Here is a 227-nt window from a genome sequence, read left to right as displayed (position 1 = left end):
CCCGCTCCATTATTGGTAAGCGTAGTAATAGTTTCGTTTAGCTTAACAATATCATTAATATTGATAACCTTAGTGGTTCCCGTAGCATCAACGTAACTAAACTCATTTGTTGTTGAGTTATACGTCACATTGCCTTCTGCCAACTCTGAAATCTGTTGGATGATAGTCGTTACAGCCGGATTATTGAAAATTGAAGAAGCGTTATTGATAACATCTCCTACCACATC

1 pseudogene is annotated in these 227 nt (G+C 37.4%); it reads right to left on the bottom strand.

The window, feature by feature from the left end:
• Nucleotides 1–227, bottom strand: a pseudogene (locus DM397_RS00075) (hypothetical protein); the annotation flags it as partial.

Source organism: Flavobacterium nitrogenifigens (assembly GCF_003254565.1).
Lineage (GTDB): Bacteria > Bacteroidota > Bacteroidia > Flavobacteriales > Flavobacteriaceae > Flavobacterium > Flavobacterium nitrogenifigens.
Note: the sequence above shows the minus strand (reverse complement) of the source record. Positions and strands in the feature narration are given on the sequence as shown.